The 23439-nt window shown below is 55.6% G+C and carries 22 protein-coding genes; 4 read left to right on the forward strand and 18 right to left on the reverse strand.

The annotated features are described in order from the left end of the window. Genes CS910_RS04850 through CS910_RS04880 form a run of 7 tightly spaced genes read right to left on the reverse strand, consistent with a single transcriptional unit; the run spans nt 1 to nt 6303 of the window. Nucleotides 1-465, reverse strand: a complete 465-nt coding sequence (locus CS910_RS04850; RefSeq protein WP_099209983.1) for a type II toxin-antitoxin system VapC family toxin — start codon at nt 463-465, stop codon at nt 1-3. Beyond that, the gene (locus tag CS910_RS04855; RefSeq protein WP_014122534.1) at nt 428-631 is read right to left on the reverse strand and encodes an antitoxin family protein; all 204 of its coding nucleotides are present in this window, start codon (nt 629-631) and stop codon (nt 428-430) included. The genes CS910_RS04850 and CS910_RS04855 overlap by 38 nt, the downstream gene beginning before the upstream one ends. A 45-nt stretch (nt 632-676) precedes the next feature. Next, nucleotides 677-2158: a glycerol kinase GlpK gene (gene glpK, locus CS910_RS04860; protein ID WP_099209984.1), complete on the reverse strand. Its 1482-nt coding sequence runs from the start codon at nt 2156-2158 to the stop codon at nt 677-679. 34 nt (nt 2159-2192) lie between these two features. Next, complete coding sequence (locus CS910_RS04865; RefSeq protein ID WP_099209985.1) at nt 2193-3539, reverse strand: hypothetical protein; 1347 nt, start codon at nt 3537-3539, stop codon at nt 2193-2195. Further along, complete coding sequence (locus tag CS910_RS04870) at nt 3526-4785, reverse strand: hypothetical protein (RefSeq protein ID WP_145955362.1); 1260 nt, start codon at nt 4783-4785, stop codon at nt 3526-3528. Before CS910_RS04870 ends, CS910_RS04865 begins: the two co-directional genes overlap by 14 nt. A gap of 32 nt (nt 4786-4817) precedes the next feature. Continuing rightward, complete coding sequence (locus CS910_RS04875; protein ID WP_099209987.1) at nt 4818-5564, reverse strand: glycerophosphodiester phosphodiesterase family protein; 747 nt, start codon at nt 5562-5564, stop codon at nt 4818-4820. After that, nucleotides 5548-6303 carry a glycerophosphodiester phosphodiesterase family protein gene (locus CS910_RS04880; protein ID WP_099209988.1) on the reverse strand — a complete coding sequence of 252 codons (756 nt, stop codon included), beginning with the start codon at nt 6301-6303 and terminating at the stop codon, nt 5548-5550. Before CS910_RS04880 ends, CS910_RS04875 begins: the two co-directional genes overlap by 17 nt. Before the next feature lie 80 nt (nt 6304-6383). Between CS910_RS04880 and CS910_RS04885 the strand changes: the two genes are divergently transcribed. Genes CS910_RS04885 through CS910_RS04895 form a run of 3 tightly spaced genes read left to right on the forward strand, consistent with a single transcriptional unit; the run spans nt 6384 to nt 9374 of the window. Next, nucleotides 6384-7700 carry an MFS transporter gene (locus tag CS910_RS04885; protein ID WP_223211928.1) on the forward strand — a complete coding sequence of 439 codons (1317 nt, stop codon included), beginning with the start codon at nt 6384-6386 and terminating at the stop codon, nt 7698-7700. Between the two features lie 26 nt (nt 7701-7726). Beyond that, nucleotides 7727-8587 (forward strand): alpha/beta hydrolase, encoded by an 861-nt coding sequence (locus CS910_RS04890; protein ID WP_099209990.1) that lies wholly within the window; start codon nt 7727-7729, stop codon nt 8585-8587. A gap of 34 nt (nt 8588-8621) precedes the next feature. After that, the gene (locus CS910_RS04895) at nt 8622-9374 is read left to right on the forward strand and encodes a DUF2334 domain-containing protein (RefSeq protein WP_099209991.1); all 753 of its coding nucleotides are present in this window, start codon (nt 8622-8624) and stop codon (nt 9372-9374) included. On the opposite strand, the gene CS910_RS04900 is transcribed toward CS910_RS04895, so the two are convergent. The 3 genes from CS910_RS04900 to CS910_RS04910 are packed head-to-tail and all read right to left on the reverse strand — an operon-like array spanning nt 9344 to nt 12249. Further along, a complete protein-coding gene (locus tag CS910_RS04900; protein WP_099209992.1) occupies nt 9344-10540 on the reverse strand; it encodes an ABC transporter permease in 1197 nt (398 codons plus the stop codon). The two genes, CS910_RS04895 and CS910_RS04900, sit on opposite strands and share 31 nt — an antisense overlap. Beyond that, nucleotides 10537-11418: an ABC transporter ATP-binding protein gene (locus tag CS910_RS04905; protein ID WP_099209993.1), complete on the reverse strand. Its 882-nt coding sequence runs from the start codon at nt 11416-11418 to the stop codon at nt 10537-10539. Before CS910_RS04905 ends, CS910_RS04900 begins: the two co-directional genes overlap by 4 nt. A gap of 33 nt (nt 11419-11451) precedes the next feature. Then, nucleotides 11452-12249 carry a class I SAM-dependent methyltransferase gene (locus CS910_RS04910; protein WP_099209994.1) on the reverse strand — a complete coding sequence of 266 codons (798 nt, stop codon included), beginning with the start codon at nt 12247-12249 and terminating at the stop codon, nt 11452-11454. A gap of 253 nt (nt 12250-12502) precedes the next feature. On the opposite strand from CS910_RS04910, the gene CS910_RS04915 reads away from it, so the two are divergent. Then, nucleotides 12503-12709 carry a hypothetical protein gene (locus tag CS910_RS04915; protein ID WP_158523802.1) on the forward strand — a complete coding sequence of 69 codons (207 nt, stop codon included), beginning with the start codon at nt 12503-12505 and terminating at the stop codon, nt 12707-12709. 16 nt (nt 12710-12725) lie between these two features. Here the strand turns inward: CS910_RS04915 and upp are convergent, their stop codons facing one another. From upp to CS910_RS04955, 8 genes are all read right to left on the reverse strand, one after another. Then, complete coding sequence (gene upp, locus CS910_RS04920; RefSeq protein WP_099209996.1) at nt 12726-13394, reverse strand: uracil phosphoribosyltransferase; 669 nt, start codon at nt 13392-13394, stop codon at nt 12726-12728. Between the two features lie 34 nt (nt 13395-13428). Continuing rightward, nucleotides 13429-14901: an MATE family efflux transporter gene (locus tag CS910_RS04925; RefSeq protein ID WP_099209997.1), complete on the reverse strand. Its 1473-nt coding sequence runs from the start codon at nt 14899-14901 to the stop codon at nt 13429-13431. 18 nt (nt 14902-14919) lie between these two features. Beyond that, nucleotides 14920-16278 (reverse strand): MATE family efflux transporter, encoded by a 1359-nt coding sequence (locus tag CS910_RS04930; protein ID WP_099209998.1) that lies wholly within the window; start codon nt 16276-16278, stop codon nt 14920-14922. Between the two features lie 125 nt (nt 16279-16403). Continuing rightward, nucleotides 16404-18851, reverse strand: a complete 2448-nt coding sequence (gene ppsA, locus CS910_RS04935; RefSeq protein WP_099209999.1) for a phosphoenolpyruvate synthase — start codon at nt 18849-18851, stop codon at nt 16404-16406. A 153-nt stretch (nt 18852-19004) separates the two neighbouring features. After that, complete coding sequence (locus CS910_RS04940; protein WP_099210000.1) at nt 19005-20408, reverse strand: ArnT family glycosyltransferase; 1404 nt, start codon at nt 20406-20408, stop codon at nt 19005-19007. Next, on the reverse strand, nt 20378-21472 hold the full coding sequence (locus CS910_RS04945; protein ID WP_099210001.1) for a hypothetical protein: 1095 nt from the start codon (nt 21470-21472) through the stop codon (nt 20378-20380). The genes CS910_RS04940 and CS910_RS04945 overlap by 31 nt, the downstream gene beginning before the upstream one ends. After that, nucleotides 21459-22451 carry a hypothetical protein gene (locus CS910_RS04950; protein ID WP_099210002.1) on the reverse strand — a complete coding sequence of 331 codons (993 nt, stop codon included), beginning with the start codon at nt 22449-22451 and terminating at the stop codon, nt 21459-21461. The genes CS910_RS04945 and CS910_RS04950 overlap by 14 nt, the downstream gene beginning before the upstream one ends. After that, nucleotides 22448-23110: a phospholipase D-like domain-containing protein gene (locus CS910_RS04955; protein ID WP_099210003.1), complete on the reverse strand. Its 663-nt coding sequence runs from the start codon at nt 23108-23110 to the stop codon at nt 22448-22450. The genes CS910_RS04950 and CS910_RS04955 overlap by 4 nt, the downstream gene beginning before the upstream one ends. Between the last annotated feature and the right edge of the window lie 329 nt (nt 23111-23439).

A 23439-nucleotide genomic window follows, 5' to 3' on the forward strand; every position in this document is an offset into this window, starting at 1 on the left:
TCATGGCAGGGTCTCAATGTTTGGGACCTTCTTAAAATCAGAGTCGAAGGTGGCAATCCTCTTAATCCCGTACTGAATACATGAGGCGAGAATCATAGCGTCGTTGGGAAGCAGGTTGTGTTCCTCAATTAATCTCCGTGCAATTTCCACGGTTCTTTCCGTTATCTCAACCACTTCAAGCTCTGGAAGTGCACTAAAGAACTCATCGGCCACGTTGATGGCCTCTTTAATTTCTCCAACTTTTTCTCTTATGCCGTAGGTTGAGTACTTTCCATGCTTTTTTACGTACTCGTTAGCCATGAGCTGAAACCAGACCTCACCGATGACTGTTGGGTTGATGTAGAACCTCGTTCCTTCGTCAATCATTTTTTCAAGCGCGACCACAGCCCTCTCGTCTCCGAAAAGGAAATTCAAGATGAAAGAGGTATCAAGGAAGACCCTTTCCCCTGTGGAGAACGTACTCATGATAAGCCTCCTCCAGCTCCTCAACGCTAACGGCTCTCTTAACACTTCCTGCAAGCTTCAGGACGTCCCGCTTTATGACAACGGTTACTTTCTCACCTTCCTTGAGATTCACCCGTTTTAGGGGTTTTAGAACACCGTTCTCGTAGACGGCCTCGACTGTCTCCATACTCCCACCTGAAAATAATTGGGGGAAACAGTAATAACCCTTTCGTCAGACCCCAACGACCTTCGCCCAGCCCATGGCCCTCTTCACTGCCTCCTTCCAGCCGTGGTAGAGCTTTCTCCTCGTTTCCTCGTCCATCTCCGGCTCGAACACCCTCTCCGCTCTCCAGAGGCTCTCTATCTCCTCAAGGCTCTCCCAGTAATCGACGGCCAGTCCGGCCAGATACGCCGCGCCGAGCGCGGTGGTTTCCTTGACGACGGGCCTGACGACGCGCCTGTTCAGTATGTCCGCCTGGAACTGCATCAGGAAGTCGTTCGCCGTTGCCCCGCCGTCAACGCGAAGCTCCTTTATCCCGACGAGCTTCTCCATCTCCTCTATGACGTCGCGCGTAAGGTACGCTATCGCCTCCAGAGTTGCCCTCGCGAGGTGCTCCCTGCCGGTTCCGCGCGTTATGCCGATTATCAGCCCCCTCGCGAACTGGTCCCAGTACGGTGCTCCAAGGCCGACGAAGGCCGGGACGAAGTAGACTCCTTCGTTGCTCTCGAGCTTCCTCGCGAGTTCCTCGGTTTCGGAGGCGTGTTTGATAATCTTTATTCCGTCGCGGAGCCACTGAACCGCTGCTCCCGTTATGAAGATGCTCCCCTCAAGGGCGTAGCTGACCTTTCCGTTGAGTCCCCAGGCTATCGTCGTGAGCAGGTTGTTTGAGTAGCGGACGGTCTTTCCGGTGTTGGCGAGGATAAAGCTTCCCGTTCCGTAAGTGGCCTTCACCATTCCCGTCTCGAACCCTGCCTGCCCGAACAGCGCCGCCTGCTGGTCACCGGCGTCACCGCTCACCGGAATCTCTGCCCCAAGGAGTTCCTTCTTTGTGTAACCGTAGACCTCGCTCGACTCCTTCACCTCCGGAAGGACCTCCTCCGGAATCCCGAAGATTTCGAGCAACTCGTCGTCCCAGTCGAGCCTCTTTATGTTGAAGAGCATCGTCCTTGAGGCGTTGGAGTAATCGGTCACGTGCTCTCCGGTGAGGCGGTAGATTAGGAACGTATCGACGGTTCCGAAGAGGACTTCGCCTTTCTCCGCCTTCTCCCTCAGCCCGGGGACGTTGTCGAGGAGCCATTTGAGCTTGCTCGCGGAGAAGTAGGCATCGGGGACGAGGCCGGTCTTCTGCTTTATCATATCCCCGTATTCGCGCTTTATCTCCTCCACCATCTCGGCCGTTCTCCTGCACTGCCAGACTATCGCGTTGTAGAGAGGTTTTCCGTCACGGTCAAAGACTATCGTAGTTTCTCTCTGATTCGTAACGCCTATCGCCGCTATCTGGTTCGGCTCCACCTTCGCCCTCTCAAGGGCGGTTTTGATGGCCCTGAACTGTGCGTCCCAGATTTCCTCCGGATTGTGCTCCACCCAGCCGGGCTTGGGATAGTGCTGGGGGAACTCGTACTGGCCGAGACCTATGATGTTGCTCTCCCTGTCGAAGATTATCGCCCTGGCTGAGGTAGTTCCCTCGTCGAGCGATAGTACGAACCTCTCCATACCACCACCAGAATTAAAAATGTTTTAAGGGGTATTAACGGTTTCGCTCGTCCCCTGTAATGCTGGTGAGTATGCAACCGAGGCCGAGAAAAACACCGACGAATGCCAGCTTTGAGGAGAGGTCATGGTAGGCCTCTGGTGAGGCAGTATATGGAAGCGAAACCAAGATTATCAGCTGGGCCCGGTCGTACATGGCTAGTCTTAGGTTTTTAATGGTCTGCTGGTTTTCTCTAATGACCTCCCTTAGCACTTCCCTGCTTTCAGGGGATACCTCGTTTAGGTGCTCTTCAATTATTTTGTTCTCAAGCTCGTATTTCCTTATGAACTCCTCATAAGTGGGGCTGTTGTTGTGGATAAATAACGAGCCCACTCCTCGAGAGGCGTTTTTAAACGTCTCCAGCTCTCCAAGTGGCAGTATTCCGTCGAGCCTGAGGGTTTTGGGTCCGTCCCAGCTAACCCGGACGCTAACGTTGAACTCTTTGAGAAGTCCCGCGAGTTTCCTTGCCTTTTCGGGGCCGTCGAGTGTGACGTAGAGAACGGCAAAGTTACTCGCGTCCTTAATGGTGGCGTTGCTCTCGTTGAGTGCTTCGATTATTGAAACCGCCTTCTCTGAATTCCACTGAACCCACGAATCGTGGACGTAGGTGCCAACGAAAATTATCGAGAGGGCCATGAGGGCACCGAAGACAAGTTTCTTGTCCATCCTCCGGCTCAGTATGGCTCCGGCAAGGGCTGAAATCCCGGCACCAGTCCAGAGGAGGGCCATGAACGGAACGTTGCTCTCGGGCTTTGGGTAGTCTATATTGACGGTGACGAGGGTGATGTTGCAGGGTTTGCCCTTGCTCCGCAGGCCGAGGGCATACTCCAGGGTAACGGTGAGGTCAACGGTTTTGTTGTGGATAACTGCCCTTTCTTCCGGGTCTTGAATAACGCTCTCAAGCTCCTTGAACGCTTGGAGTTCCCTCCTAAGTTTTTCCTGCTCCTCCCTGCTGAAGACGACTCTCGTTTCCTTGTGGTCGGTGATGTCGCAATTTCCGGGAAGCTGTTTCTCAAATTCGGTTTCGTTTGTGGGTATGACGTTGAACGAGCCCCCATCCCCGGCGTACAGGACGATGTTATTGTGGGGGAGGCTCTCGAAGAACGACAGCGTCCCATTGACCTCACTATCGGTATGGGCCCTGCACTCGACGACAACCAAGGCTTTTGGGGTGCAGTTCCAGAGGCTCGTGGCGTTGAACGAGCGGAGGATTTCTTTGAATTCACCGTTGGTAGGGATGAAACGGTCGCCTGGGCCTGAGTATCTCTCCGGTGGAATGGCTGTCGCGAGCACCATAAACAGAAGGGCAACGATGCAGATGAAGATGGTTTTATCGCGTTCCATCGTCCCGGCGCCTCCCCAGCGCGAGCCCCACGAACACGGCAACGAGGGCGAATTTGGCCAGGAAATCGGAGTAGCCCCCGTAGTCTGGAATTATCGCCTCGGGGCTGGTGGCAAAAACGGCTATGCATAAGTTCTTCTGGTCTCTATCTTGGTGAAGTGTCTCTTTTAGGTCGTCCATATAATCCTCGACGGCTTTCCTCTCGTCAGGGGTTAGGTACGGCAGATATTTTTCAAGCGTCGTTAATGTCTCATTTATCTCCTGTGTATCGTTTGTCTCGTTCAAGAGGGCGGTGAGATACTCGGGATTAATCACCGAGGTCTCCCAGCCCCTTTCTTTAAACGCCCCAATGATTCTCATGTAATTGTTCCTATTCACCTTAACGTGGATTCTCAGAACCGTGTCCTCCCATCTGACCGAACTCACCGTTGCATTATTCCTCCTAATGGTTTTGAGGAACCACTCGACGTCGCTATGAGAATAGAACCTTCCTTGGACTCCTCCTACCTCGATGCATGACTGATTCGTGGCGTTTAGGGAGAGGAGCTCGTTGAATGCCCCGGATGCCCTTGAGGTTTTCTCCCTAGTCTCAACGTAGTTCCAGAGAAACAATGAACCAATGAGAACCACCGCAAGGAACACAATCAACATCGTTTTTCTTTTCCTGCAGAAAGCCGCTCCCATAAGGCTGGCAGAGATGACACCGAGCCACGTTATAAGGAAAGGCAACTTAACCGGCTCCTTCATTGCGTTTGTAACAACTGTGACGTGAACCAGCGTGAGATTCAGTGGCTCCTTCGGGGACCCTGCGAATAGAAAGAGTGGTTTTAGTTTTTCGTAATCCGTGGTTCCCCGGGTCATGTTTTTGAGCCTTTCCACGGCCAGCTGGAGGCTGTTATTGTGGAGAATTTCATTTCGTCCAAGGACATCGCAGGTGATGGGCATTCCCGCCAGGAACCTGCTCCAGTTCTTCACGAGAATCGTCGTTTTGAACGTTCCCTCCCTAGAGAGGCCGTAGTCATGGGGATATTCGAGCGTCCAGTTTACGACGTGTTGGTAGTAGGACGTTGTGCCTGCCGTGCACTCTACGTAGGCGGCCCACTTGGCTGGCTTCTGATAGGTCCAGACCTCCCTGTTGACGAATTTTTCTGGCGGTGAAGAGTATCTGTAGTGAGGAACCGAGAGGGAAAGGAGCAGAACAACGGCAATCATGAGGAGAAGGTACTCGGCCTTCTTCACTCTCTCCACCAAAGGAAGTAAAATAGAAAACCTTAAAAAGTTTATCTAAGTCCAGCGTTCTTGAGGTAGAAGAGCATCCTCTCGACGTCGTTCGCTATCACGACCTCGAAGAGTCCCCTGAGCTTCAGCAGGTTGTCGTCTTTATAGAAGAGCTCGTCGTTCGCCGTCCAGAGGGCGACCTTGAGCCCGAGGGAGCGAGCCCAGCCTATTGCCTGAACGGTCTTCTCGAAGCCAAGCAGGGGTATTGCTTCCATCGGAATGTTAATTGACCAGAGGTTGAGCTCCTCCTTGAGCTTTGGAACCATCTGGAGGACGTCTTCCCTATCAATCAAAAGCCCCATTCTAGTTTCCTCATCGAACCTGCGGTATCCTCTGAGGGCTTCAACGTCAAAGGACGATATTAACACCCTCTCCGGGTTGTTCTCCTTCACGATTTTAGCGACTTCCTTAACCGCATCCCCATCCTTGAGCTCAACGTTGATGAGGGCATCACCGGGAAGGACTTCAAAAACCTCCTCCAGCGTTGGAATTCTCTCGCCGAGCCCTATGTCGGCCCTCTTGAGCTCCTCCAAGGTCATGTCCTTCTGCCTTCCGCTCATGTCGCTGGTCCTGTCTATGGTCTCGTCGTGCATAACGATGACCTTACCGTCCTTGGTCAGCCACACATCGAGCTCGACGCCGTCTGCCCCGGCCTCGACGGCCTTCTTAAAGGCAAGCAGGCTGTTTTCAGGGAGCTTCCCCATGCAGCCCCTATGGCCAAGGACGATAACCCTATCGCTTTCCCACATTCTGACCGCCTCCGGTGTTGCCCCGGTTGAACTTTAACGATAAAAACCTTTTCAGCCTTCCTGGGTCGTCGGAAATAACCGCATCCGCAAGGGGGACAAAGCGTGGAATCCATCCCAGCTCGTTCATTCTGTAGTTCCAGAGCCAGACCCTTAGACCTTTCCTGTGATAAAGCCGAAGGAGGATTTCAAGCCCCCGGGCTCCAATGTATCGGGCGACGTCTATGGGAACATGGACCGAGTAGAGGCCCGTTTTAGTCAGGACCCTCACTGGGCTCGTCGGGGTCGTGATAGATAGGCCAATCCTGCAGTTCGGGCATTCTCTAACTGCTCTCATGGCGAGTTTCGGGTCGTCCGTTGAGATAATGACCCTTCCCAGGAGGTTTTTCCGCTCAAGCTCCTCGAGCAGGGGTGGAAGCGCGTTCGGGTCCTTAAGGTCGGCGTTCATGACCTTCGGTGAGAGCTCCAAAACTCTGTTGAGGGTTGGGACGAGCTTTCCGAGGGGGTGCAGGCGTAGGAGTTCCCTGTATGTTACCGTTTCCACCCTGTAGTTTCTCCCGTCTGCCTTGAACTCCCCGTCGTGAAGCACCACGAGTCTTCCGTCCGCGGTCACCCTGACGTCGAACTCTATTCCATCTGCGTATTTTAACGCCCTTTTAAAAGCCGGTAGTGTGTTTTCTAAGTGTCCCCTAAATCCCCTGTGCCCTAGGATGAGTTGAAACTCATTGTTCGGGGATGTCATCTTTACTACCGCCCAGAAATGAACTCACAAGGCTTAAAAGTTTCCGGAGGGTACAAAGGGATATCGAGCTAAACCGGGGGATGCAGATGGTGGAAGGAAAGGAGAGGTTGAGCCTCGGGACGGTTCTCGGCCTTGCCCTTCTGGGCTTCAGCATGAGCACTGGATGGGGCTTAAACAAGGGAATATCCTTTAAACTGCTTCAAAACGGCTACACCAACTCGGCCTTTGTAATAGGCGCCGTCCTCTCACTTCAGGGTTTAATGGGAATCTTCGTGCCCATCTTAATGGGCTACTACAGTGACCTCAGGCGTTCCGGCAGGGGGAGGAGGACACCCTTCATTCTCGCCGGAGGTATCTTCGCGGGTCTTGTCATACTTGGGGTGTATCTGAGTTACGTAGCCGGTGCACCGTTGCTTGCCTTTGCAACTATGCTGGCCCTGTTTTACTTCGCTATGTACTTCTACGTGGCCCAGTACCGTTCCCTTATGCCTGACGTTGTCCCCAGCGGGGAGCGAGGAAGGGCAAGCGGAATAATAACGCTGTTCGAGTGGGCCGGCAACCTGTTCATCTTCGGAATACTCGCCCTTTTGATAGTTAGGGCCTCAAAGCTAACGGGGCTTGATAACGAGATTAACGCCCTCATAAAAGCCGGCTACATGTGGATTCCATTCACGCTGGTTGCGGGTCTTCTAATGGTCTCGGCGCTTGTCGTGTACTTCAAGGTTAGGGAGCCTGACTTTCCTGAGGAACTGCCTGAGGAGGGTCTCACCGACTACCTGCGCTCCATCGTCGCCGACAGGGACTTTCTCAAGTTCTACTCCGCCCAAATACTTTGGTGGATGAGCTTCGAGTTCGTTGCCGTCTTCATGTTCGGAATTCTGGAGTCGGTCCTTGGAACCAAGGACGTCACCGCCCTCGGGAACGCGATAATGGCCCTCTTCAACGTCACGGTGCTCGTGGGAGCGGTCGTAGGAGGTCCTCTCTACGACAGAATGGGGAGGAGGAAGTCGATAGTCCTCGGCGGCGTGATATTCCTTCTGCCCTTCCTCGCCGGCTGGTTCATTCACACCAAACTTCAGATAACGGCCCTCATTGGCTTTGCGGGCATTGGATGGGGAATGCTGATGGCAACGTCTTGGCCCGTTATCGGCGACCTGCTCACCAAATACGAGCGTGAAGCCTTCAACGGCCGCTATTACGGCTTCTTTGAGGCCACCAAGGCGTTTCCCGTTCTCGTTGCTGGGCTGTTGGGTGGAGGCATAGTCCAGCTCGCGGGGGGCAACTACAAGGTTCTGTTTCCGGTGGGTGCGATATTTATTTTAATAGCCCTCCCGCTGATATGGGGAATGAAGAACCTCGATGAACTGTCTGGAGGAAGCCCAAAGTCGAGGCAATAGAAGAAACAGAGGTGGGGGTATGAGGTGTGCTCTGGGCCGTTTTGATTTTTCTCCTCGTTCTGTTCCTGGCTTTTTCAGCATTCGTCGCATACAAGATGGTAAAACCGCCCCGCTTCATCGGAGACTGGACGCCGAAGGACCTCGGCTACGATTACGAGGACGTCACCATCGAGACAAGGGACGGTTTGAAGCTCAGCGCCTGGTGGGTTCCCAATGGTGAAAAAACGGTTATTCCCCTCCACGGCTACACGAGGAGCAGGTGGGACAAAGTTTACATGAAGCAGACCACTGAGTTCCTGCTCAACGAGGGCTACAGCGTCCTAGTCTTCGATTTCAGGGCCCACGGAAAGAGCGAGGGGAAGTTCACCACCGTCGGCGACAGGGAACTGGTGGATGTCCTCTCGGCAGTTGACTGGCTTAAGAAGAACCACCCCGAGAAGGCCGAGAAGATAGGTCTCATCGGCTTCTCAATGGGTGCGGTCGTCACCATAAGGGCACTCGCCGAGGACGATAGGGTCACCTGCGGCGTCGCGGATTCGCCTCCGATTTACCTCGACAAGACCGGCGCGAGAGGCCTGAAGTACTTCGCGAACCTCCCGGAGTGGCTCTACACCTTCGTCAAGCCGTTTACCGTTCTCTTCAGCGGGGCCAAGGAGCTCAACATGTTAGAGTACGCGGATAAAGTTAGAAAGCCGCTCCTCCTTATAGCCGGCGAGAAGGACCCCCTCGTAAGGCCTGAGGAAGTGAGGGAGTTCTACGAGCGGAACAAGAAGGTAAACCCGAACGTTGAGCTGTGGGTCACGGATGCACCGCACGTCAGGACGCTGAAGTTCCACCCTGAGGCGTGGAAGGCCAGGGTAAAGGGGTTCCTTGAGAGATACCTCTAGAAAGGTTTTTACATCCCCTTTCCTTCTACCTCTGATGAAGAGACGGTTCACGTTTGCGGTAACTGTGGGTGTCCTGTTTCTAGTTCTGCTCTCCTCCAGTTCCCTCTCTAGACCCGCCTATCTTCTCGAATTCGGGCGCTTCGCAATCCTCCTCCACGACGTCAGTCCCGGCTACCTTCCCCAGTTGAGACAGATAACGGCCGTTATCGATGAGTACGGCTTCCAGAACGAGACTTACCTTTTCGTAATTCCTGACCACGGCGGGAAGATGCCGATGTGGAGGTATAAGGGCTTCATAGCGTTTCTTGAGGAGCTTAAGCGCGAGGGCTACCACATCGAGCTCCACGGCTACACCCACATCGGCGACGAGTTCAACTGCAACGCGACTGTCGCCGAGAGAAAGCTTGAGTTGGGTCTGAGGGCGCTCTCCTACCTTAACGTCACGCCGAAATACTTCATCGCCCCCCGCTACACCCTCTCAAATGCCGCGCTGGAGGTTCTACTCAGGCACAACATAACTGTCATCGGTGAGGACTTCATCTACTTCCCGAACGGGACCGTTGAGCCGATTTACAACAGGGAGTACACGTGGTACTTGCCCTCTTTTCTGCTCCCATACGAGCTCGTTAGTGCAGAGAGCGCCTACGCAAACATCAATGGGACGTTCTTCCTCTCAATCCACCCGAAGGCCGTTAACAACAGAGCCGGAATGGAGTTTCTGAGGGGGTTTCTCGCCTTCGTGAAAAAGGAAAGGGTTCATTCGAGCCGTTTAACGGCCCAGCCGTAAACCGCGACCGCAACCGCGAGGGTGCCTATGCTGACGGCGGCTAGGGGAAGCAGGTCCCCGACAACGTTGCCCGGGGAGACGTGGTAGATTTCCAGCAGGCGGAAGTCCTTTAGGGCCCTTCCAATTGGGAAGTAGTCCACGAAGGGCCTTGCCCAGTTCGGGAGCGTGCTCGGCGGAACCACTATTCCAGCTAAAAACATCATCGGCCACGAGACGAGGTTTATGGCCGCGCTGGTCGCCCTTATGCTCCTCGTGAGCATCGCTATCGCCAGACCAAGCCCCATTGAAAACGCCCCTGCCGTCAGCAATAGCGCCCATCCGAGCGGACTTGGAATTATCGTCGCCCCGAAGGCAACCCGGGAAAAGATTATCAGCGCAACTATGCTCCCGAAAATCACGACCGTCGTCGAGAGAAGCTTTCCAAGGAGAAAGTCCCATGCCGTCGCCGGGGAAGCCGCGATGCGCCTGAGCGTTCCCTTTTCAATCTCCCTGAGCGTGCCGTTGCCGATTAGGCTCATCGTCGCGAAGAGGAACTGGATTCCCATGACCCCCGCGAGGAAGAAGAGCACCGGTTTGGGCTTCTCTCCGTTTACCTCTTTTTCCTCAACCGTTAAAGGGTTCGCCGTCCCCCAGATGAGCGGGGTGAGCCTCTCGGAGGTGTTCCTGGGGAGCAGTCTCTCGACTACGGCCGTCAGGTGGCCGGCCCTCCGAACCGCGAGCTCCCTTGAAAAGCCCGAGAAGAAGCCCTCAATTGCACCTTTCGCTATCTGATACTCCTGCGGGTCGCTCTCGTCGTAGTAGACGAGGACCTTTGCGGGCAGGCCAGAGCTGACGTTCTCACCGAAGCCCCGGGGGAAGACGATTACCGCGTCGAGCTTCCCGGACTTGAGGGCGCTCAGGGCTTTCCCAGCGCTCCCGAATTCCTCGACTTTAAAGAGGTGCCTTCCGTCAATTGTTACGTTCGACATGTACGCGACGACCCTCCCGGCGTCCCCTCCAACAACGCCGACCTTCACCGTCACCGGGGGGCTTGTGTGACCCCAGATTCCGCCCATGACGAGGAGCCACATCATGGGGAAGACGATAATCCAGAAGACCGTCATCTTCTCCCTGCCTATCTCGCGCAAATCCTTGACGAGGATTCCCTTGACTGCCCGGACTTTCATTCCAGCCCCCTCCCGGTCAGCTTTATGAAGACGTCTTCGAGCGTCGGCTCCTCGACCTTAACGAGCCTGATTTCACTTCCAGCCCTCACGAGGGCCTCGATGATTCTCGGTAGTTCCCTCCTCGGGTTCTCAACCTTGAGTCTGAGCGGGTTTTCGCCGAGAACCTCAACGCCCTCGGGGAGTCCCTCAACGCTCAGCTCGCCCTCTATGTGGACGACGCTCCCCTCACCGACGAGACGCTTCAGCTCGTCAACCGTTCCGACCGCGATTACTTTACCTTCGTTGATTATCGCCACTCTGTCGGCCAGCTTCTCCGCCTCCTCCATGTAGTGGGTCGCTATGATTACGGTCTTTCCCTCCCGCCTGAAGCGCCTGATTATTTCCCAGAGCTCCCTCCTTGCCGGAACATCAAGACCGTTCGAGGGTTCGTCGAGTATCAGGATTTTCGGCTCGTGGAGGAGGGCTATCGCCAGGTTCAGCTTCTTCCTCTGTCCCCCGCTCAGTTCCTTGGTCTTTTTGTCCGCGGGGAGGCTGAACTCCTCGATTAGTTCATCAATTCTCCCCATTGGCGCGTCGTAGAGGTCGGCGTAGAAGCTCATGTTCTCCCTCACCGTCAGGATGTCGTAGGCTATGCTCTCCTGCGGAACGTAACCAATCAGCCGGGCCGTTTCCTTTGAGAGGGGCTTTCCGAAGACGAGAACTTCCCCTGAGTCGTAGTGGAGCCCTTCCACTAAAATTCTTATCAGCGTCGTCTTTCCGGCACCGTTGGGTCCGAGCAGTGCGAAGACCTCACCCTCCTCTACCTCTAAGTTTATCCCCCTGAGGGCAAGGAAGTTTCCGTAACTCTTCCTGAGGTTTCTAACATTTAACGCCCTCATTCTCCCACCGGTTTAAGAAAAGGTGGGGAGAATTTAAAACCCCCCGAAACTCTGGAATTCAGAGTAAACCTCGCCGGCGATTCTTTTGTTAGGGCGGCTGAATACGAGAACCTCGGAAACCCCGGCAACGCCGTGTTCCCCGGGCGTTATCAGCTCCGCTTTTCTGAAGAAAATCCTCCCCAGTGTGAGCTGCGATGCCAAATCCCATGGCCTTAACTTCATCTCCGCTATCCTCTCGAACCCCGGCAGCTTGTAGTAGCCCCTCTCCTCCATTCCCCTCATGACGTCGTAGCCCTCGTGGAGGGAAACCACCGCGTAATCGCGGGCCTTCTGCTCCACCAGAAAATCCCTGTACGCGGAGCCGTAGAGGAACAGCTTTATCCGGTCAGTTTCTTCGACGAGGAAAACTCCGTCCTCACCCAGAACCAAGGCGACTCCGGAGAAGAGCCTGGCCGCCTGGAACGGGTCGAAGTGCGGCATCGTGTGCCCCCAGAGAACTGCCACATCGTGTTCCTCCACCAGCGAAGGAAGCTCCAGCGCGTTCCCGGTGACGAGCCTGAGCTCCGGATTTATGCCCGCGAGTTCAAGCCACTTCTTAGCCTTCCCCAAGTCCTCCCCTCTCGCCTCCACCAGCGTCAGCCTCGAGGCGGAGAGGGCCTTCGCGGCCGCTACACCAGCGATACCCGTTCCGGCGCAGACGTCGAGGACGCTTGACGCATCAACTTCCTGCCCCTCGAAAAAGCGGACCATTGCTTCGAATCTCCTCAGGGCCCTTCCATCCTCCGGGTCCATCCACCATCTGAGATGGCGGTAGAACTCCTCGAGGGACATCAGACCACCGGGGCACTACGGCACGGGTCTTAAAACGCTTGGGCCTCGGCTAACCCTCTTCTCATCACCGTCAGCGTGGCTAACGCTCGTCATCGGCCGTCATAGGTTGTCCACAGGGTTTAAAAAGGCACTGGAGAATTGAACCGGGGGATGACGAGCGTTTACCGGTCTGAGTGCTACCGGATGATGAGACTGGCACTGGCCGACCCAACCGAAAGACGTAAAAACTATTTTCCTTAGAATTTAACCGGTGGTGAACGTGGATTTCGCTCTGTTCATGGAGCGATATGGGTACAAGATTCTCCTCGTGGTTTTGTTTGGCGGAGCCTTTGCCTTTGTCCTCGGTGCATTGGGCTACGGCCTCCACAGGATGGGGCACTACTCACTGGGCGAGACTGGATTTTTCATAGGTCTACTCGTGATTGCCTCTGTAATCGTTGCCATCACCCGGGGAAGATAGTAAAAACCAGAGGGGTTCAGGGGACCTTCACAGGCTCCCCAAAGGCCCTATCCCCTGCGTCTCCGAGGCCTGGCAGGATGTAGCCCTTGTCGTTCAGCTCCCTGTCGACCTTGGCAACGAACACCTCGACCTCAGGGTGCCTCTCCTTTATCCGCTCTATTCCTTCGGGGGCCGCGAGGACGCCCACGACAACTAGGCGCTTCGGCCTTCCGTAGCGCTTGACCTCGTCGAGGACCTTAATCAGCGTCGAGCCGGTTGCTATCATCGGGTCGGCGACTATAACGGTATCCTCGGGCCTTATCTCCGGAATCTTGACGTAGTTCATCTCAATCTCGAACTTTGGGGCCTTTCCACGCGATGCCGAGACAATGCCGACGCGCGCGTGGTCGAGCACCTTGATGAGGCCCTCCATCAGCGGAATTGCCGCGCGGAGAACTGTTATTATGACCACGTTGCGCCTGTCTCTGACGATTACACCCTCTGTCTCTTCGAGCGGGGTCTTGACCGGAACCCTCTCGGTTTCCATCGTTTTCGTCAGCTCGTAGGCCATGTAGCGGCCGAGCTTAACGAGGCCCTTCCTAAAGGCTATCGGCCCTGTTCTCTCATCACGAAGCTCCGTCAGAATCTCCATCAAAAACGGGCTGTCCTCGAAGGAGTAAACGCCTTCCCACCTTTCGGCCTTCATGCTCTCACCGCCCGCCACTCGGGGCGAGCCTTTATTAGCCTTCCGGATGTTTAACCAGGCCGGACTTTCCACGCTCTTTGGGCGTCTTTTCGATTATTGCCTTCATCCAGCTACCGCGGAGGAACCAGGCGAGGGCTATCAGCGCGCCGATAAAGTTGCTCAGACCCATGCCGAAGAAAACGCCTCTACTCGTGAAGTCGAACAGCTCTGCCAGCGGAATCGTCAGTCCGAGGAGCGTTATCGCACCGACGTAGCCGAAGGCGTAGCTCAGCGGAATCCTGAGACCCCACAGGCGGATTATGCCGAGCAACATCGTCTTCTTCGTGTGCCCCGCCGAGCTGAAGGTCCTGTTGACGACTATGAAGATTCCGTTGAAGAAGGGCACCGAGATTAGGAAGTACTCGAGGACGATTTTGCTCTCCGCTATAACCTTTGGGTCGTCGAGGAAGACCTTGAAGATTGGGACGCGGAAGATTCCAATGATTAGAACCGCCAAGCTCGCTATCGTGAAGTTGACGAGCATCGTTCTCTCCGCTATCCTCTTGGCCCTCTCGAACCTGCCAGCCCCGACGTTCTGGGCTATCATCGTTCCCATCGCCATGCTTATACCGCGTGAGATGCTCGTCAGGAAGTTGACGAGGCGGGTCGTTATGACGTAAGCCGCGTAAGTGACATCGCCGAAGCCCATTATAATCCTTGTGAGAATAACGAAGCCGAAGCTGTTCGCTGACTGACCGATGCTCGAGGGGAGACCGACGCGGAAGAGTCTCTTGTAGAACTCAAAGTCAGGCTTAAGGCTTTCAAAGCTGAGCTTTAACGCCACCCTGCCGGAGAACATCAGATAGGCCCCGGTAATCGCTCCAACGGCGTTCGCTATGACCGTAGCAAGAGCGGCCCCAGCCACACCAAGCTTTGGAAACGGTCCGACTCCAAAAATGAAGAGCGGGTCGAGGACTATGTTTACAAGCACCGTCACGAGGGTTATCTTCATCGGTGTTTTGGTGTCACCGCTTGCCCTCATGAGGGCCGAGAATGCCATGTACGCGAAGGACAGGGGCAAGCCAGCGAAAACTATGCTCGCGTAGGTTTTGGCGTAGGGGTAAAGGCCCGGCGTTACCTTCATGAAGTGGAGCGCCTGGGGGAGGATTGCAAGGCTTATCAAGGCAGTGGCCGTTGAGAAGAACAGCATCAGGGAGTAGAGTGCCCCAGCGGAGCGGTAGGCCTTTTTGAATTCCCCCGCCCCGATGTACTGGCCGACGAAGGCAAAGCCCGCCATGGTAAAGCCCATGCCGAGGCTCATCAGCGTTCCGATGATTGGCCACACCACTCCTGGAGCGGACAGAGCTTCCCTCCCGAGCTTTCCGAGCCAGAACGTGTCGGTTATGTTGTAAACGACCTGAACGAGGTTGTTGACTATGAGGGGTCCCGCTAACTTAAGGAGGGTCCTTTCAATCGGCCCGTTGAGTATCTCCTCGCGCATCTCCTGGAGTCTTCGATTCCCCCTCATTGGCAGAACTTCCCCTCATCAGTCTATAATCCTTTCCATCCATCCTCCCCTGAGGAACCAGGCGAGCGCTATTACTGCTGAAAGGACATTGCTCAGCCCCATACCGAGGTAGACTCCCCAGCTCGCACCGACGGCCAGTCCCAAAAGATAACTCAGTGGAATCCTTAAGCCCCAGAGTCTTATCAGGCCGAGCACCATGCTCGTTTTAGTCTTCCCAGCCGTCTGGAAGACACCCGTGGCTACGGAGAATATGCCGAAGAACGGGAGGGAGGTCAGGAAGTACTTGGCAACGAGCGAGGCCTCGTGGAGGACCTCAGGGTCGTTTATGAACGCCTTGAAGACGGGCTGGTTGAAGATTACTATGAAAGCCGTTCCCGCCGTCAGAACACCGAAGTTTATGAGCATCGTCCTCTCTGCTATCCTCTTCGCCCTCTCAAAGTTCTTGGCCCCTATGTTCTGGCCGACCATCGTTCCCATCGCCTGCGCTATGCCGTTGGCTATCGCGAACATGAAGTTGGTGAGCCTGTTGGCTATGGCGTATGCCGCGAACGCCACCGTCCCGTACTGGAAGATTATTCTCGTCAAAATCATGAAGCCGAAGGAGTTGAGGGATTGACCAACCGCAGATGGGAGGCCGACCCTGAAAATCCTTCTGTAAAAGTCCCAGTCCGGCTTCAGGTCGTCGATGGTGAACTTTATACCCTTCCTGCCCGTTACCAAGTAGTAGGCCCCTATGACCGAACCAACGCTGTTGGAGAACATCGTCGCTATCGCCGCTCCCACGACGCCGAGTTCTGGAAACGGCCCGAGGCCGAAGATTAAGACGGGGTCGAGGGCCATGTTGAGGCCAACCGTGAAGAAGCTAATAACCATCGGCGTCTTCGTGTCCCCGACTGCCCTCAGGAGGAACGTGAAGGCGTAGTAGGTGAAGGCGAAGGGGATTCCAATGAATATGACGAGGGTGTATTTAATCGCGTACGGATAAACCGAGCTCGAGACGTCCATCAGCTTGAGGATGTAGGGAGTGGAGATTGCCCCGATTATGGCAACGCCAATCGAGAACAGCAGGCTCAGCGAGTAAAGAGCACCCGCCGAGCGGTTCGCCCTCTTGAAGTCCCTCGCCCCTATGTACTGCGTCACGAAGGCGAAGCCCGCAACCGCGAAGCCCATTCCAAGGCTCATGAGGGTCGCTATGAAGGGCCAGCTGGCGCCCGGTGCCGAGAGCTGGTTCCTGCCGAGTTTCCCGAGCCAGAAGGTATCTGCTAGGTTGTAGAGAACCTGAACCATGTTGCTGACTATCAGAGGGCCCGCTAACCTGAAGAGCGTTCTCTCAATCGGCCCGTTCAGAATCTCCTCCCTGGCTCGCTCGACGGACATGACAATCAGATTCCTATCGAAACGTTAGTATAAAAACTTTAGGGTGGATAAAAGGGCCACACCTCAAGAACGACCTGCTCTAGAATTATAACAGAAATCAGGAGAATAGAAAAGGGGAGAAAACCTCACTCGAGGGCCTTCCTCGCGGCCTCGAGCTTGATTCTCTGCTCCTCGCGGTAGACGGTCTTCCTGATGAGCTCGACCGCGTCGGGGTTCGCTGAGACGCTGTCGATGCCCATCCTGACGAGGAGCCTGACCATCTTCGGGTCGCTTCCGGCCTGTCCGCAGATGCTGGTCTCGACGCCGTACTTCTTGCAGACCTTGATGACGTTCTCGATGAGCTTGAGAACGGCCGGGTGCTTCTCGTCGTAGAGCTTGAAGACCCTCTCGTTGTCCCTGTCGATAGCGAGGGTGTACTGGGTGAGGTCGTTGGTTCCGAAGCTGACGAAGTCGATGCCCTCCTTGATGAGGTCCTCGATGATGAGCGCGCTGGCCGGGGTCTCAATCATGACGCCCCACTCGACGTCCTTGTGCGGCTCAAGGCCAACGCTCCTGGCTATCTCCTTGGCCTTCCTTATCTGCTCGGGGTGGCTGACGAGCGGGAGCATGACGCCGATGTTGTCGTATCCCTCGTCGACGAGCTTCTTGATGGCCTTGAACTCGGCCCTGAGGAGCTCCGGCTGGTCGAGACCGCGCCTGATTCCGCGCCAGCCGAGCATCGGGTTCCTCTCGACAGGCTCGTCCTCTCCGCCCGGAAGCTCGCGGAACTCGTTGGTCGGGGCGTCGAGGGTCCTGTACCAGACGCGCCTCGGGTAGAAGGCCTCGACGACCTTCCTGATGCCCTCGGCAAGCTTCTCGACGAGCTCCTCCTCCTTGCCCTCCTTGATGAACTTGACCGGGTGGGCGCCGATTCCGAGTATCATGTGCTCGGCCCTGAGGAGTCCAACGCCGTCGGCACCGGTGGCGGCGGCCCTCTCGGCGACCTCGGGCATCGAGACGTTGACCTTGACCTCGGTAGCGGTTATGAGCGGGGCACCGGCGACGACGACCTTGCCGCCCTCGGCCTTCTCCTCCTTCTCCTTCTTGACGAGGCTCTTGACTATGCCCTTGTAGACGACACCCCTGGTTCCGTCGACGGTGACGAGCATGCCGTCCTTGAGCTTCTTGGTGGCCTCCTTGGTACCGACGACGGTCGGGATACCAAGTTCCCTACCAACGATGGCCGCGTGGCAGGTCCTTCCACCCTCGTCGGTGACGATGGCGGAGGCCCTCTTCATGGCCGGAACCATGTCCGGGTTGGTCATGGTGGTGACGAGGACGTCGCCCTCCTTGACCTTGTCGATGTCCTTGACGTCGAGGACTATGACGACCTTACCGGCACCGACGCCCGGAGAGGCTCCGAGACCCTTGAGGATAACCTCCATCTCCTCGGTCTCCTCGAGCTCCTCGCCCTCGGCCGGGGCCTCCTTGAGGGTGGTTATCGGCCTGCTCTGGACGATGTAGAGCTTGCCGTCGTCGGCGTCGTAGGCCCACTCGATGTCCTGCGGGTACTGGTAGTGCTCCTCAATCTTGGCGCCCATCTTGGCGACCTCGATTATCTGCTCCTCGGTGAGAACCTGCTTCTCAACGTACTCGGGTCCGAGGTAGTCGGCAACCTTGACGAGAACGGTTCCCTTGCCGGTCTCCGGGTTCCTGACGTACATAACTTCTTTCTTGGCGATGTACTTCTCCTTTATCTTCCAGGTGCCCTTCTCAACGATGTACTCGTCCGGGGTAACGGCACCGCTGACGACGGCCTCACCGAGGCCCCAGGCGGCGTTAATCATTATCTCGTTCCTGTTGTTAGTGACCGGGTTGGCGGTGAACATGACGCCGCTGGTCTTGCTGTTGACCATCTTCTGGACGACGGCGCTGAGGTAGACCTTCCTGTGGTCGAAGCCCTGCTTGGCCCTGTAGAAGGTAGCCCTCGCGGTCCAGAGTGAAGCCCAGCACTTCCTGACGTTCTCGAGGAGGTCCTCGTCGCCGATGACGTCGAGGTAGGTCTCCTGCTGGCCGGCGAAGGAAGCCTCAGGAAGGTCCTCGGCGGTAGCGGAGGAGCGGACGGCGACGTAAACGAACTCGCCCTTCTCCGGGTCCTTGTTGAAGCGCTTGCAGAGCTTGTGGTAGGCGTTGAGAACCTCATCCGCTATCTCCTTGGGCATTGGCATGGCAAGAATGAGCTCCCTGATGACCGCGGTGTTGTCCATAAGCTCCCTGCTGTCGTCAACGTTGGTCCTCTCAACGATGTCCATAATCCAGTCCTGGAGTGGTCTAGCCTCGTCCGGGGCGTTGGCAAGAACCTCGGCAAGAACGCCCTTCTCGGCCTTCTCGCCCATGACCTTCTTTATGTCCTCCTTAGAAACCTTGACGTTGTTCACGAAGTACTTGTAGGCCTCAGCGGTAACACAGAATCCGGGCGGAACGGGTATTCCGGCGTTGGTAAGCTCACCGAGGTTGGCACCCTTGCCTCCAACGAGGGGGACGTCCTCCCTTCCGAGCTCCTCGAACCACCTTATAAACTTGTATTCGCTCATGGCAATTCCCTCCGTTTAATTACTGCGGGTGATATATCGAGCGGCCGCTTTTAAAATTAACTATCCAAGACTGTTCCTCAGTGTATAAGGTTGAAAAAGAGAGGAAATGTGTTCATTTGGTGATAGGGCGCCCTAATTTCATTTTTGACAACTCTAACGCCTTATAAAGATTTTGAACAGTCCGTCGTAGAACTCCCTCACCAGCTTGTACCTCCCACTAGTGAGTACGTTGAGGTACTCTTTGGAGTTCTTGATGATGATTACGTCGTAGTAGCCCCCGCTTATCTTCCATTCAACGCTCTTACGGTTGAGCATCATATCAACCTTGGCGCCCGGATAATAGAAGCCCGCTTTAGTGTACAGGGAGGGGGATACAAGAAGTGCCCTGGCAGGATAGTGCTCGCTCGCGTACCTGAGAACGTGGGAGTCGTAGGTTCCCGTAACGTTCCACCTCTCCTTTAGAACGAACGCGTTTCCGCCCACTGGGATGAGGAGGAGCAGGGCGAGACCTATTGTGATGGCCTTCTTCCACGGTTTTATCGGCCTTCCAGCGAGTTCAAGGGCGTTTTCAATCCCGTCCACGATTAGGGAGACTCCCTCAACGGCCAAGATTCCCATCACAGGGGCGAGGAACGTTATGAAGCGGGTCTCCTTGTGGGTCACCGTCATTATCATTATGAACCCCAGGAAGACCCAGCTGATTAAGAGCCAGCCCCTCTCGTCCTGCTTCTGCCTCACGAGCCCGAGAACTGCAAGTGCCGGGAGAACTCGTCCCATGTCCTTCTGGAGCCAATTGATGAACGTCGAAACCGAAACCGGCCTGTCGAGAGTCACAACACGGCTGGCTATCTTGAAGGGCCTCAGAGCGCCTCCGTAATGAAGGTGCCCCAGGTAGAGCCAGGGGCCCAGCGTGAGGAACAGAAGTGTGAAACCAATGAGGTACTCCCTCTTTTTGACCCAGTCCCAGTACTCCGTAAGCCACAGGTAGGCTATGAAGATGGCTATTATCGAGAGCCCTGTGTAGCGCGTTAGTATAGCCAGGCCCGCGGAGACGAAGGCGAGGTAAATCCTCACCGCACTGCCCCTCTTTCTCCCGGTGTAGAGTAAATAAACGGCTAGGGTGTAGAAGAGGGTGAACTCGCTGTGAACGAGTTCCCTCGTCCCCATCGTGAAGGCTAGCGCGTTGAAGATGAAGAACGCCGAGGCGAGGACCCCCTTGACGGCCCTTTCAAAGAGCTCCACCGTGAGCAGGTACACGAGCACCGCCGTCAGGGCGAACGAGACCGCCGAAACAAGCCTTGCGACCGTCAGCTGGCTTAGGGGGTTGTGGACGAAGTGGTAAAATAACGACAGCGTGTAGGGGTAGAGCGGTGGGCGGTACATCATGTAAACTCCCTGATAAGTGAAACTCGTCGGGTTCATTGCTAGGTTCCTCGCTATGTCGATGTACAAAGCACCGTCGTAGGTTAGGGTGTCCCACGGGGGAAACGTGGCCAGCTGAATTCCAAGTGCGAACAGAAAAACCGCTACGGGGATTGCCTTTTTGATGCGCTCCATATCCCTCCCTCCGTACACTGTGCGAGGCATGCGAGGTACAGGATTGCAGCCAGGAACGTTCCCTCGATGCCTATGTCCATCATCAGGATTGCAACCGTGAACGCGAACGTCCCCGTGAACTCGTTCTTGGAGGCCGTTCTCAGGGCCATGCCGAGGATGATTGCCTCAATCAGACCGAGGACCCCGAAGTCGTAGACCGGCTGACCGAAGAGCGTGTACGTGTAGCCGACCTTTTTCCCGAAGAGCCTCCCGACGTAGCCCGTTGGGTCCGGGTTGAACAGGAGCTCGTGATTCCCGAGTGGCATTCCCATGTGGAAGAGTCGCTCGTAGACTGTGTACGAGGATGCCGGCCTGTAAATCAGCGTCCCGAAGAAACCAAGCCTCCAGCCGGGGTACTCCTTGACGGTGACGTGGTACCTTGCCGCGAAGACGGCGAGGGTCAGCAGGACCACCGTTAGAATTACGTACTTTCTCCTCCTGGCCTCTTCCACCGTTAGCTTGCCGTCATACGCCAGTCTGAGCAGGTACGCAACCGCGACACCGAGCCCAACCGTCCTTGAGGCCCCCACCATGGCTATTGCTTCCCCGACTAAGAGAAATCCCAGCGAGGGCCTGGCGGCGATGACGCCAATCATTATGTCTCCTGCCACGAGGAAAGGAACGCTCGCACTGGTGTACCTGAGGGACGGCTTCAACAGGGGAATCCCCCAATGAAGCGAGGCAGCTACCACGAGGCCAATCGAGACGACCGTTGCCGGGACCGTTCCCCGAATGAGCTTGTCCCTCGACATAAGGTGTCTTAGAATCCCGAGGGCAATCAAACCCCCAAGGACGTACTGAACGCCCAGGGGGATTAGAAGGAGCATGGCGCCGAGCCCAAAGGCCCAGGCGGGGATTCCTGCGTCGATGCGGTACGAGAGGTATAGAATGACCAAAAACAAGACGGCGTAGGCGGCAGGGGCTATCTCTAGGTGCCCGAGGGTTGATGAGTAGAGCACCTTGCCGAGCCAGGCCGTTCCAACGTAGGCCCCCACGAGCAGGGCGAAGAACTCACCGGGCTTCACTTCGTCTCCTCACCTTCCATCCCTTGTACAGGATGTACGCCCCAAGCAGGAACAGCGCGTAGACGGGCAGGTCGAGGATTCCGGTCTCAACCCCAACTATCCCGTAGGCGAGTGTCGAGTAGTAGAGGGTCTTCGTCGTCGGGTGCTTCGCGTTCATTATCATGCCGTAGTAGAGGCCCAGGAGGAAGCCCTCGACTATCGCGAAGACTCCGAAATCGAGGTACATTCCGCCAAGGAGCGTCGCCGTTATCGTTGCACCCGTGTGGACGTAGAGGAACTTGGCTATTAGCCCTCTAGGGGAGTAGCCGCCGTGGATGTACGAGACGACGCCCGCCCACTGCAAATGGCCTCCGTACGTCCCGCTCCAGTCACCACGCCAGACTATGACATCGAGGGCGGAGACCGTGCTCTGAAAGCGAACCCAAAGGCTCGAGAGGGCGTTTCCGCGGAGGAAAGTTATCATGAGGAAGAGGAGCGCTCCACCACCAAGGATTCCGCCGAGCTTTTTGATGTCAATCCCTCTCCCTCTCGTCCCTTCGTAGTAGGCGATTGCTATCGCCAGCACGGAAACGAGCACGGGGGTTCTGTAAGCGTACAGCGACACTACCGCCGGGTAGAGCAATGAGTACTTCTTCCCCCGTATGAACAGGTAAACGCTCGACGGAACTCCCAGGAAATAGGTGAGTGCGGTTAGCCTCGGGTTCAGATGGATCCTTATCGCGGGGTGGAGAAGGGGGACGTTCCCGAGTCGTATGATTTGGTAGACTATAATTGCGAGCGCCAGCCAGAACGCCCAGTTTATGTACTTCTCTTCTATTTTGAGTCCCCCGTCGCTCCACTCCACACTCTTACCCCTCCTGATTCCCAGGAGTATTGCAACCGCGAAGGCGAGGCTCACGGCTATCGTCTTTGGCTCGGCCAGTCCAACGGCAACGTAGGCCATGAAGAGGATTGGTATTAGGACCGGAAGGTCCCTCATGGACTTCTCACCTCAATGAGCTTCAGGGGCAGGTTTCTCTCGTCCGAGTTCACGTAGAGGAGCCCATAAGTGTAGACGGTGTAGTTGCCGAGGTACTCAAGGAGGTACTGGACGGGAACCATGTTGGCGGTTATTATGGCTCCATTGGGTCCCAGATGGTTGATTGTTATCGAACCGTAGGTCTTGTAGTCGGCCTGGTACTTCAGCTTGCCTATTTGGATGGGGGTTATGGCGTCGCCGATGTAGATTTTACCGGAGTAGCGAACGGAGTAGTATTGCTTTGGCAGGAGCTTGGAGAAGACCTCTTTGCCCTTCCCCTCCATCGGAGAAACCTCGTAGAGGTAGACCTTCCCGTGGTAGATGACCCTTATCATCTTGGCCTTTATGTCCTCCCTCGTTGCTTCAGGGCCGCCGACAGTGTACGTCGTTCCGTTGGTCACGATTGAGATTGTTGAGCCCCTCACGCTCAGGAGGGTTCCGTTCACGGTTCGTCCATCGACGGTCTTCACGACGATTGTGACGTTGAAGCCCCTCACGAGAAGGCCGTAGGCGTGGTTCGCGGCCTCGTAGATTTCCCCTCCCTGGTAGTGCTGAACATGTGAGTTGAGGACGAGGCCCACGATGGCGAGGGCTATTATTATGATTAGGTACTTCCTCATGATTTCCCCCCATTGTAGTAGGGGCCTCCACTTTTATGTCTTTCTGAGGAGGCTCTCTCCTGTTCACAATAGCCTGTTTTGTTTTATGATTTTCCGGGTTAGTTCCTGATACTTCAAATGGTGCAACGGCTGGTTACATTTTTTCCATTCAAATCCATGCCAACATCTTCATGTCTTGACCTGTCCATTTGCGAACGAAATATTTATATCACGGCACTAACTAAAGGGTGGATGACTACATAATCGGAGGTGTTTGGATGAATCGAAAGGCGTTGAGCCTTTTAATCGTGGTAGCGATGGTGCTTGCAGTAGTGCCTGCAGGGCTCGCA

It is taken from the genome of Thermococcus henrietii, from assembly GCF_900198835.1.
GTDB lineage: Archaea > Methanobacteriota_B > Thermococci > Thermococcales > Thermococcaceae > Thermococcus > Thermococcus henrietii.

Bases quoted from the DNA above. Each gene is read 5' to 3' on its own strand.
- CS910_RS04850 (WP_099209983.1), bottom strand. From the start codon at position 465: ATGAGTACGTTCTCCACAGGGGAAAGGGTCTTCCTTGATACCTCTTTC.
- CS910_RS04910 (WP_099209994.1), bottom strand. From the start codon at position 12,249: ATGTCCCTCGAGGAGTTCTACCGCCATCTCAGATGGTGGATGGACCCG.
- CS910_RS04940 (WP_099210000.1), bottom strand. From the start codon at position 20,408: ATGGAGCGCATCAAAAAGGCAATCCCCGTAGCGGTTTTTCTGTTCGCA.
- CS910_RS04865 (WP_099209985.1), bottom strand. From the start codon at position 3,539: ATGGAACGCGATAAAACCATCTTCATCTGCATCGTTGCCCTTCTGTTT.
- upp (WP_099209996.1), bottom strand. From the start codon at position 13,394: ATGAAGGCCGAAAGGTGGGAAGGCGTTTACTCCTTCGAGGACAGCCCG.
- CS910_RS04925 (WP_099209997.1), bottom strand. From the start codon at position 14,901: ATGAGGGGGAATCGAAGACTCCAGGAGATGCGCGAGGAGATACTCAAC.
- glpK (WP_099209984.1), bottom strand. From the start codon at position 2,158: ATGGAGAGGTTCGTACTATCGCTCGACGAGGGAACTACCTCAGCCAGG.
- CS910_RS04875 (WP_099209987.1), bottom strand. From the start codon at position 5,564: ATGTGGGAAAGCGATAGGGTTATCGTCCTTGGCCATAGGGGCTGCATG.
- CS910_RS04950 (WP_099210002.1), bottom strand. From the start codon at position 22,451: ATGAGGGACCTTCCGGTCCTAATACCAATCCTCTTCATGGCCTACGTT.
- CS910_RS04855 (WP_014122534.1), bottom strand. From the start codon at position 631: ATGGAGACAGTCGAGGCCGTCTACGAGAACGGTGTTCTAAAACCCCTA.
- CS910_RS04900 (WP_099209992.1), bottom strand. From the start codon at position 10,540: ATGAAAGTCCGGGCAGTCAAGGGAATCCTCGTCAAGGATTTGCGCGAG.
- CS910_RS04905 (WP_099209993.1), bottom strand. From the start codon at position 11,418: ATGAGGGCGTTAAATGTTAGAAACCTCAGGAAGAGTTACGGAAACTTC.
- CS910_RS04895 (WP_099209991.1), top strand. From the start codon at position 8,622: ATGAAGAGACGGTTCACGTTTGCGGTAACTGTGGGTGTCCTGTTTCTA.
- CS910_RS04880 (WP_099209988.1), bottom strand. From the start codon at position 6,303: ATGACATCCCCGAACAATGAGTTTCAACTCATCCTAGGGCACAGGGGA.
- CS910_RS04930 (WP_099209998.1), bottom strand. From the start codon at position 16,278: ATGTCCGTCGAGCGAGCCAGGGAGGAGATTCTGAACGGGCCGATTGAG.
- CS910_RS04885 (WP_223211928.1), top strand. From the start codon at position 6,384: ATGCAGATGGTGGAAGGAAAGGAGAGGTTGAGCCTCGGGACGGTTCTC.
- ppsA (WP_099209999.1), bottom strand. From the start codon at position 18,851: ATGAGCGAATACAAGTTTATAAGGTGGTTCGAGGAGCTCGGAAGGGAG.
- CS910_RS04955 (WP_099210003.1), bottom strand. From the start codon at position 23,110: ATGAGGAAGTACCTAATCATAATAATAGCCCTCGCCATCGTGGGCCTC.